The sequence below is a fragment of the Pseudoalteromonas rubra genome, from assembly GCF_005887095.1.
Lineage (GTDB): Bacteria > Pseudomonadota > Gammaproteobacteria > Enterobacterales > Alteromonadaceae > Pseudoalteromonas > Pseudoalteromonas rubra_E.
Genome location: NZ_PNCI01000036.1, coordinates 25,430 through 35,431, shown reverse-complemented (window position 1 = coordinate 35,431; position 10,002 = coordinate 25,430). Strand labels below are relative to the sequence as shown.

At 48.8% G+C, this 10,002-nt stretch carries 6 protein-coding genes and 2 rRNA genes; 3 read left to right on the top strand and 5 right to left on the bottom strand.

Translation table 11 applies throughout. From position 1 onward, the window contains the following. The first annotated feature begins 87 nt into the window (after window positions 1-87). Together rrf (CWB99_RS15865) and rrf (CWB99_RS15860) are read left to right on the top strand one after the other, a co-directional pair. Window positions 88-202, top strand: a 5S ribosomal RNA gene (rrf, locus tag CWB99_RS15865). Between the two features lie 46 nt (window positions 203-248). After that, window positions 249-363 (top strand): 5S ribosomal RNA (rrf, locus tag CWB99_RS15860). Between the two features lie 475 nt (window positions 364-838). Here rrf (CWB99_RS15860) and CWB99_RS15850 read toward each other — a convergent pair. Then, the gene (locus CWB99_RS15850; RefSeq protein WP_249331955.1) at window positions 839-2,122 is read right to left on the bottom strand and encodes a hypothetical protein; all 1,284 of its coding nucleotides are present in this window, start codon (window positions 2,120-2,122) and stop codon (window positions 839-841) included. On the opposite strand from CWB99_RS15850, the gene CWB99_RS24620 reads away from it, so the two are divergent. Beyond that, window positions 2,121-2,423 carry a hypothetical protein gene (locus tag CWB99_RS24620; protein WP_249331953.1) on the top strand — a complete coding sequence of 101 codons (303 nt, stop codon included), beginning with the start codon at window positions 2,121-2,123 and terminating at the stop codon, window positions 2,421-2,423. The genes CWB99_RS15850 and CWB99_RS24620 overlap by 2 nt on opposite strands. 501 nt (window positions 2,424-2,924) lie before the next feature. Here the strand turns inward: CWB99_RS24620 and CWB99_RS15845 are convergent. The 4 genes from CWB99_RS15845 to CWB99_RS15830 are packed head-to-tail and all read right to left on the bottom strand — an operon-like array spanning window position 2,925 to window position 9,962. Next, window positions 2,925-3,881 carry a hypothetical protein gene (locus tag CWB99_RS15845; RefSeq protein ID WP_138552792.1) on the bottom strand — a complete coding sequence of 319 codons (957 nt, stop codon included), beginning with the start codon at window positions 3,879-3,881 and terminating at the stop codon, window positions 2,925-2,927. Then, complete coding sequence (locus tag CWB99_RS15840) at window positions 3,881-5,956, bottom strand: hypothetical protein (RefSeq protein ID WP_138552791.1); 2,076 nt, start codon at window positions 5,954-5,956, stop codon at window positions 3,881-3,883. Before CWB99_RS15840 ends, CWB99_RS15845 begins: the two co-directional genes overlap by 1 nt. Before the next feature lie 2 nt (window positions 5,957-5,958). Continuing rightward, window positions 5,959-6,321 carry a hypothetical protein gene (locus CWB99_RS15835; RefSeq protein WP_138552790.1) on the bottom strand — a complete coding sequence of 121 codons (363 nt, stop codon included), beginning with the start codon at window positions 6,319-6,321 and terminating at the stop codon, window positions 5,959-5,961. After that, window positions 6,318-9,962, bottom strand: coding sequence for a tape measure protein (locus CWB99_RS15830; RefSeq protein ID WP_138552789.1), 3,645 nt, complete (start codon window positions 9,960-9,962; stop codon window positions 6,318-6,320). Before CWB99_RS15830 ends, CWB99_RS15835 begins: the two co-directional genes overlap by 4 nt. Between the last annotated feature and the right edge of the window lie 40 nt (window positions 9,963-10,002).

Genomic DNA, 10,002 nt, shown 5'->3' with positions numbered 1-10,002 from the left:
AGTTAAGAATTAAAGTAGACAAAAGAATTTAATAAAGCTTTTCCAGATTTTAGTGAGACGTTGATAAACGTCTTGCATACAGAATTTCCTGGTGAAAATAGCATTTTGGAACCACCTGACCCCATGCCGAACTCAGTAGTGAAACGAAATAGCGCCGATGATAGTGTGGGGTTTCCCATGTGAAAGTAGGACATTGCCAAGCTCCTAATTTATTTTAATAAGAATAAAAACAAAATAGAAAAGATTTTCCTGGTGAAAATAGCATTTTGGAACCACCTGACCCCATGCCGAACTCAGTAGTGAAACGAAATAGCGCCGATGATAGTGTGGGGTTTCCCATGTGAAAGTAGGACATCGCCAGGGCCTTATAAAAGAAACCCGTTGCAGAAATGCAGCGGGTTTTTTGCTATGTGCGATTAAGAAGTGCTCGATGAAGCTGTAATACCATTTTGAATAATTAACTGGTCAGATTTATCCAGTCCCTAAAGCACAATGATTTCACCCTGTCAGCACATGAGATAAACGCATTCCATGCTGATGCCGCGCGCGAAAACTTTCGCTTGATTGCGCGAAAACTGCGAAAAATCCATTTTTAAAATACTTAAACGGCTTTTCAAATAATCACACTTCAATCTCGCTATAAGGCAGGTCCGGCGCTGGGCCTGTGATGCGATCATTCTCGATGTATGCACTTCCATTCTCGACGCTATCACCCAGAACGGTACTTTGTGTTCCATCGCTATGCTGCACTAGTGTCGTGCCATCTGCGTTCACTTGGATAATTTGAACGATACTTCTGCGCGTGCCGCCTAGGACTGCGCCTAGGCGATTTAATAGACTAGGCATTTGATACTACCCTGATGATCTGGTTTACAGTAATCGCACCTTGTGCGTTGATTGAGGCGCTTATGCTGGCACTATCACAGGTCGCTTTATATAGAGAATCGGAATATCGAATACCGATCAGCATACCTGGCCTAATGGGTGGCAATGACGCTGTTAGTTTTGTACGTATCTCGGATATTTGCTTACTACCGCTTCTGGCCAGTTCACACGTCCCGCGCTGACGAGCTGCCTGATTGTCAGTTATTAATGAATCAACCACGTCATAGGCATATTGATCACCGAGTGTCCCCGTGCGCTTGACTTTGCATGCTACGCCTTGTTGTTCTCCTCTAACGAATACAGCTGTATGTTCAGGGCTCACTGTTTGCCTAGTGTTATGCTCTAGTATCAGAGAGTCATTTAGTATCACATCACACACTGCGTTATCTGTGTCCCAAGGCGTTACTGGCCATTCGGGAATGACCGATACCGTTTTATTGATATCATCGAAATCCAAGATGCCACCAATACTTTGCGCTACCCGCAGAAGTGCACTGGCTGGCGTGAGACCTCTATAGCTAAATGCGCCTTTGGGAATCGCATAATCAACCATCTGGTTGTCTATGGTCCAGCCGGTGTTTGTCAGGGTATCAGACATAATACCTGCCAGCGTCTTGGCTGTCGGGTTGGTGTAATTCGTTTCGCGCGCGTATGGCGTTGATAACAGAGCAAAGCGTCCGCGTATCGAGGCGCTGTAGCTGGCCGAATTGAAGTTGTTGCTGGTACTTGGCTGCTCGCATATCACCACGTATTCATAGCCATTTATGCTAACGATAATTTCGTGGCCTATGGCTCGTTCCATGTCGATGCGACTGCAAAAACGGATGGAGCCGGTAGCGGCAAACTGACCGCGCTCAAGCGAATGACTGAATGAGGTGATCAATATATCGGTATCGTCGGATAGGCGTTTACAGGTGATTGTTGGTTGCATGATGTAAGCTCTCTGAATTTGCGGTTCGATTGGGATTTTTCGGTCGAGTGTCGGGACATCATCACCAGAACGAATTAAGCCCCCAGGCAGCCCCCAGTAGCAAATTTTGTCAGGGATCTCGAATCGCATTTCTAGTGGTGGGTTGGATGCTTGCTCAAAAGCCATATGTACAATGCCTGGCAGCGGGTGGCTGGCCCAGACGCAAATATACTCGGGCTCGCGTGGTGCGTACGCAATTTTGATTTTGGTAGCAATCGTGCTGGCTGATGAGTCCCAGTTAGTATCTACAATAGAGGATGCGAGCATGCCGAACCAACTAAAACTGGTTGTCGTCATGATATTGCTTGATGCAGACCAAATGGTACGTAGCTCAGATGACACCCTTGATAGGGTTGTGTCAGCCAGTGTTATTTTGCTAAAGATGGGCTTTAGTTGTGCGAACGCATATACTACCTCATTGCCTTTGCGAAACAGTGAAGGTTGCCAGGTACAAACCAGCTCGTATGTCACGACTTTTAATCTGATTGCAGGGCAAACAATCTCAACAAACGGGGTTACTCGTTTCGATTGCCAAGCACTTTCACTCAGTACGCCAACTGACTTTTGACTATCCCAATCTGTCTGGGTAAATACACCAACAGTTGTATCAACATCAGAGCCCTCAAACCTTATAGTTAGAGGGCTAGTGTTTACGCTATATGGCTCCGTGAATCTAAGGGGATTGGCTTGCTCTTCACTATGCCCAAATTGCGCTTTGACCGGTGAATAATTGACAGCGTAAGGAGCAAGAAATGATAGTTTGGTCATATTAATGCTGAACTGTCTAAAGTCACAAGGTCTACTATCTGAGCCTGAACATGATCAACTATAGCGGCGTTGTACACTTTAGTATCATCCAACATAATGACCATCAACTTTGGGTCGATTGTATATTGTGCAGGCATAAACCGTCGCACGCGTGCGCCGTTGGGCTTTAGTGCAGCAATCAGCTTATTGGTGTGCCTGTCTAGAATGAGCAGCCTTGAAGCATATGGATCTATGTTTATTTGCAACAAGCCTACGTTGATCGGTTGTGTTGGCGGGATATGTCTAACGGCCACAAAATGCATTACCACGCCTCCGTATTCAGCCATAGACAACTGCCAGCGTTGCTGCCGCGTGTGTAAGGCACGGACCAGTAGCGCTGATTATCAATAACTTTAAAAAACGGCATCATCTCGGTCCCATATCCGCATTGTGCGGCAGAGTACAAACCAGGTAGATAACCTCTGCACCACGGCGTTAATGGTTGATTTAAAACGCCATCCCTAATGGCCGTGCTATCAGTAAATAAATAGATCGGGCTCAGTACGGTGATATCGGGTTTATCTGCGGCATGATCACCTGGTGATAGTCGAGTACCAAATATTGATTGGCTCCAAATTTCTTGTGATGTGGTAGTGCTGTCTAATGGATAGACTTTGCCTAGAGATTTCGAACCTAAATGTATTTCCCCAAGTGACTCTAAGTAGTTCAGAGAGCCGGTTCTTGAGTCTCCCGAAGCCGATATAAACCTAGTTGGATCGTTGGGGGTCGTACTTTTATAATCTCCAACAAAGTAAAAGCTGTGTACCTCGCTGCCGATACAGTTTCGAACTTGTTGATCTTCAGAAAATGCAAAAAAGTAGAAGCCAGTATTTGACGCAATGATCATCCACTGGCGTATTGCCAGATTTGCATTGGCGCTGCCCCAATACATGCCAAAGCGGAATTGCCGCCCGGTGCGATCAAACTCAACGTCACTGGTGTAGTCTAGCGCCGTCTGGCCGGTAATGATTGCAGTTGCTCGGTTGTCGGGGCTGTCAAACATAACGTAACCACCAGAGGCATCGGTCCCACTATTCTGAAACGTCATGTGTGGCGGGTCTACTCGCTCGCTTATCAGGTTCCAGCCAGCGCCTTGCTTACTGCCATAGCCGTCAATTAAACATGCCTTTAAAACGTTAAACCACTCACTTGGTGTGCCTTCGATTATCTGTGGTGCGGACTCATCGTCCCACCGGTAAACACTAACTGGTATCGTCATTAATAAACTCCAAAAAATGCGATTGTCGAACTATCCGCCTCAATGTTTGAATGGCCAGGCGAAACTGACCGGGTGGCCATAACGGGTCGCGCAGCTGACTGTGTGGTAAACAAAAACGCCTCTCCAGGATTGAGCCCGGAACCAAGCGCCTCTTTGCGTAAAATGAAATATGGTGCCGCCGTAAATGGATTAATCGGGGCGCAGTCTTCAGTCACAGCCCCTGAGTAAATTTTGCCAACATACTCTCCCAGCACATCATATCCATCACCCGTAAATACGATTGCCCAGCGCTGACTTATACAACCTATATTGGTCAGCTCTATGGGATATTGGGTTGTGTTAATGCTGTTGGATGCCGGTGTGCCAACATCCTCGTAATTGTTTTGCCAGGCCGCTAGGGTCCTTTCGTCCACGCTTTTAGCTTGCAGGTCCTCTAACATGTATACACTGGATATAGTCGAGCCAGCTGGATATGTACGTTTAATCGGGATGAGTGTTTGCAGTGTGGTTGCATCTATATCAGCCACCATGGCCAGCTCAGATTGTATGGTCGTAATGACGTACGGTGCTGTGAATGTTGCGATGCCTGGCTTTATGGTTATCGCGCCAGTCTGGCGGTCATAGCTGTAATTGCTATCGTCTGCAGAGTACAGGCTTGCGCCGTTGCCATCCAGGATATCCACCCAGTCAGCGTCAATAATGGCATTGATAACCTGACCATTAGTCAGGTTAGGGTGTGATGTCCGCAATCGGCTCTGGATGTTAACCAGGTTGTTAGCGTGGAAAATGGGGACGATGCCGTTGCCTGGTAACTTTGAGCGGTCAATCCCCCCTGGTGGTGTTGGCACTGGCTCATAAATCAGATCTGTATAGTCGTAGCTCACACTATCTGGCAGTACGTCGATCTCAAATGACAGGTTTATCACAGAGCTACTACTTAACGAGCCTGTTATACCATTTCCAGTGATTACACCTTGGGCATCGCTCGACGCGCTCATGTCTGTACCTTGCATGCTCTTGCAGCGTATGTACAGCGTTTCAGGTATCACATCCTGGCTCACAGCAAATTGTATGGATTGGATAGTGGTTGGCTTAGTTCGGATAATAGCCCCTAAATCACGCCCAGCAGCATCAAAGTCAATGGGCTCCAAAGCGGTCAGTACACCCGTATCATAGTCAATAGTGGCGACAAGACGGCCAGCGATGATTAGCTCCCCTTTGCCGTTGTCGATGATCGTGCTGTAGCTGTTCGGGATTTTAATCCAAACTGTTTTAGGCTCTACACGCTCACCTTGCCCAAGTACCAGAGTAGAGCCATCTATAACAAAATCATGGAATCGGAAAAACTCAGAGGGAAGATAATGCAGGTTAAAAAATTCGCCATATCGTACCGGGCTGCTCAGCTGTGTTTTATTGGTGATGGTAGTGCCATTTAATTCAAAATCAGTCTGAGGCAGCGTTTCAGTAACGTACTTTCTCTGAGTGTAGTCATACTTCTGATAGGTGCCGTAAAAATATGGGCGTCCTGCAACCAGGTCTGGTACATCAATGCTGATGTTATAGAGATTGCCGTAACTCTGCTGACGGACAATCCGATGGCCGGATGTTTCAACGGGTGGTTTTACACCCGTGTGCTCGATACAACGGGATGTGGTCGGGGCCAGGTTTGCATGCACTCGATCAATCTTTATCTCCTGACTTCCGGTTGTAATCTCTTCAGTGGCCGTTGCTAACCCGTGGAATTTGGCAGTGGCCAACATACCCATCATTTCAGGTAATAGGCTGCTGTCCTGTAACTGACTGGATTGGACAAGTAAAGTCGTCACGAGGGGGTCAGCCGGTTGGTCGCTCAGAAATATTCTGGCGTCTTGCAACCGGCTGTCATCACTGGTCGCAACTGCCGGGTAGAGTTTGACTAACTCAAATGCACTGCGAGCGTAGTCCACATCACTAATGGCGGTAAAAACTTCGTTCAATCTGCCATTTGTCAGGGGCGTGTTTGTGCGGTGGCCACCGGCATTAGGTTGGTTGCCTAGGAGTTCTGGCAGGAAAATTTTTAGGTCAGTTCTTAACATGGTCACACCGTTTTAAATTTCAAAGTTATGTCCTGGAAATAATCTGGCTCAGCATCTGAGTACAGAGAAACAGGGGTGCCGGTGACTGGTTGCAGGCTGTGGTTCCACATTACCTGGTAAACCGTGCCGCGTATGGTGATAGTAAAATCAGTCAGCGTGCTTGTGGCATGAGCAAATAGCGCCTTATATATAGTGGCGCTTTCTAGTTGGCTTTGGAGCGTAATGGGGCGGCCAACGGGGATAGCTGTTTTTTCAATATGGGGAGCGCCATTAAGTGCGCGCTCAGATTGTTCAGCAACTGCCTGGTAATTGAACTCATCAACCCAGACGAACTGCTCGTGTTGTGTACCATTTATTTCAATCATTGTACTAGGCTCAGTTTTTCTAGTTCGTTTAGCACCCGCTCCGTGACATTGGCACTGATTTCTGCCTGGTTGCCACCTGGGAGAGACAGGTCGAGTTTAATGGTTTTGCCGCTGTGCTGGCTGGTGAGTAGCTGCACCAGGTCTTTAACGGCCGCTGCTAAATCGCCACTGTCAGAAGATTGGGGTTGGTTAGTCTGGCTGAAGCTCTCTGGAGATTGGTAAATCCGGCTGTAGCGAATTGACGAAGGAGCTGCAACTGATGCGGACGCAGCATTTTGCGTAGGGCTAGGTGAAGGCGCGGCTGAATTTTGTGTTTGCGCTTTGTTTAGTGCCTCTTTCTGCTGCTTAATCAATTCGCCCAGGGCTATACGCTGTTCTTGTTCCAGGTGATTTAGCTGGTTAAATATTTTGTTGTAAATTTCATTGAGCTGATTGCGTGATTTAGCCCTTTTAATGTCGCGCTCAAATCGGGCATATTGTTGGTCTCTCAGCTGTGCGCTGTCCCGGCGGGCTTTCTCAGCCTGAACTTCTAGGCTCGTAAAATTGTACGCGCCAGGATTTTTTTCATTGTAATCGACGATGGTTTCGACGGTGGGCCGATCGTCTCGATAGCCGCCTGAGTTGGATGACCCAGCAGACGACCTGGCGCTGACTTTCCAGTAACTCTCCAATTCACCAGCGGCCAGGGTCGCACTTTTGCCAACTTCTGTTAAAGCGCTTTGTTGTGCGCGGAGACTATCAACGTGTTGCTGATTTGCCAGAGTTGCAGCTACGGTTGTCTGTGTGCCTTTTTGAGTTGCATTGGTGGCGGCATCTTGGGCGTTTTTCACATCACCCAGCAGATTATTCACGACCTTCAGAACACCATTCACCCGGTCTTGTTTATCCTGGTAATCTTGGGCATTTATCGCACCGGTCTTGTATTGCTGGTTGAGCTGAGCCAGTTCCTGTTCCAGTTTGCGCTGTTCAACCATCAGTTCCCTGGCTTTCATGGTTTCCAGCTCGCGCACTTTGGCCAGATCGGTTTCTTGCTGGATAGCAATACCGAACTGTTTATTCAGTGCGTTTTGAGCAGCTTCTTTTTGCTTGGCTGTAGCGGTCGAGCTTTCCAGGATTTTTTTGTTATTCTCCATGGCCGCGCGGGTCTTATTCAGCGCATTGGTATAACGCTCTACGGCTTCGCTGTTGCCATCGGTAGCCGGTTTGAGCTGGTTGGCTTTTTCAATCAGTTTTTCCAGCTCCTTGGTCAGGCCAAGGGCCGCAGCCGCAGCTTTAACGCTGGCTGGCACAACCTCACCAGTCGCATCGGCAGCCTTGACTGCCGAATCAGCCCATTTTAAAAATGCAGCCTGTTGCAGCGCTATCGGCTCGTTACTTTGCTGGATCAGTTCAAACGCACCTTGTAATTCCGCGGCCGACTTTTTGAGTGCTTCGCTGCTCTCCAGACCTAACTTTTTATAAGCTGCACTCAGGTCGTTTGATAAATACGCCTGACGTTCGAGACTCTCATTATGGGCTTCAAATCTGCCCTTTAGTTCGTCGATGAGCAAAATTTGTTGTGAGTATTCGTCTCCCGCGCCCTGTAGTGCAGTTCGCGCGGATTCGAGTGATTGTATAAACCCATCCACACCATCGCGTACACCGCTCAGGCTCTGGCTCTGAGACTCCAACGTCTCGATGACTTTAAGTGCTTCAGGCACGGTAAGTTTTAAAAACTCAGCACGCTGGCGTTCTGCTTCAGCTGCCTGCTTTGCTGCTTCGGCCAGTTCTTGTTGTTTTTTGGCTACACCTTCATAAATACCCAGTTGTTCATTCCAGGCAATGGTTCCGCTGTCCAGGGCCGCTTCAAGTTCTTCCATGTTCGTAACCAGCACACCCGTTTTCTCACTGATGGACTGGAACTCGGCAGCCAGCTCTGCGGCTGTCAGCTGAGCGGCCCGGCGGCTTTTTTCTACCTGGGCCTCAATGGTCAGGAGGTTGTTGTACTCAACACCCACATTAACCAGCTCATTTATGAGTGCAGTATAAAGACCACCACGAACAATAAAGCCGAGTGCATTTCTCCATTTAGTGGTTGCCGCCGTCGCGACCTGTGTGGCAACGGTCGCAGACGTAATGGCTGTTTTATATGTGGTAAATGCGCGGGTGGCAGCAACAGCGCCCGACACTACGTTGCTGAAATATGAACCTATCTTTAATGCCAGCCAGGCTTTGGCCACAAAACCGATTTCCTCCCGAAACTCATACAGTGTTGTGATGGTGTTTTTGATGACCGTGCCTGCGTTGACGATGGCGTCACTGGCTGACTGCGCCCATTCCCGCAACCGGCCGTCTGCGGCCATCTCAGCAAACTGGGTGTTTAATTCTGTGAGCTGCGCTTTGAGCCAGTCCATAGCACCGGACTGAGCAATCAGATTATAGAATTGCTCAATGTTGTCTTTTGCATTGGAAACCTGGCCGCTGAACAGGGCCATTTGTGCAGCGGCACTACCGGCGCTGGTGCGGCCCATTTCATCAATCAATTGCTTGATAACGTCACGACCCAGTTTACCTGCGCTGGCCAGCTTCTGGAGTTCTTCCACATTTTTGCCGGTGACGTTTTGCAGCATATCCCAGACTGGCACACCACGTTCGACCAGCTGGAGGATCTCTTCTCCTTGTAACTTTTGCTTGGCCCAGGCATGGCCCAGGGCAAGACTGATCCCCTCGACTTCCTGATAGCCGCCGCCGAGTTTCAGCGCGCTATCTGTGATGGCTTGTAGCGTGCCATCCATTGGGTCCAATCCAAAAGCTTTAAGCTTTACGAATGCCTGAGATACTTCACCCAGCTGTAGCGGCGTGTTTTTGGTAAATTGAGCAATCCACTGAGTGGCCTTTTCACCACCGGCAATGCTGCCCATGAGCCCGGTCATCTGTACGCCGAGTTTTTCGAACTTATCGCCAGTTTCGAAGACACTGCGAACGGCCTGGCCAACCTGATCTAGGCCGAAATATGCGGTAGCCAGTGCTGCGACTTTGCCAGCCACATTGCTCAGGCTGGCGGCGTGTGCCTGCTGGGCTGCATTACCTTGTTTTAGATCTTGCGTAAATCCATCAACGGCTTTTCCGGCTTTATTAAACTGGGCACCCAGCTCGCGCTTGGCGACCTTGAGGTTATTAACATCTATGCCGGAGCGTCGCAGCTCCTGCTGTAGCGCCGCATGTTTTGTTGTTTGCCTGGTCAGCTCGTCACGCATCTCAGCCAGCGACTTTTCTGCCTGCTCAATAGTGCGCGTTAGCTCGTCGGTAGGTTGACTGGCACTTTTGGTTTCGCGCCGAAACTCTTCCAGTGCCTGGGTGGCTGCTGCCGTTGCTATGGCCTGTTGGTCCAGCTCGGTTCTGGATTGCTCAAAACTGCGGATAGCGTCTTGTTGATCACCGAGTTTATCCAGTTCGTTGGCAAGCTCACCGGCCTGCGTACTGGTTTTTGTGGCTGAGGTGGCGGCGCTATCAAACTGGCTGGCCAACTGCTCAGTGGCCGGGGCTGCATTTTCAGCCGTTTGCTCGATATGTCGCAACTCAGTTACGAGCTGCTCGATATTTTGTTTGCCGGTTGCTTCAGCAACAACTCTGAGCGCTAACTGTAGTGTTTTATCTGCCATGCCAGTTTCTCAATATTAAAAGGGGTTTTACTATTTGAAA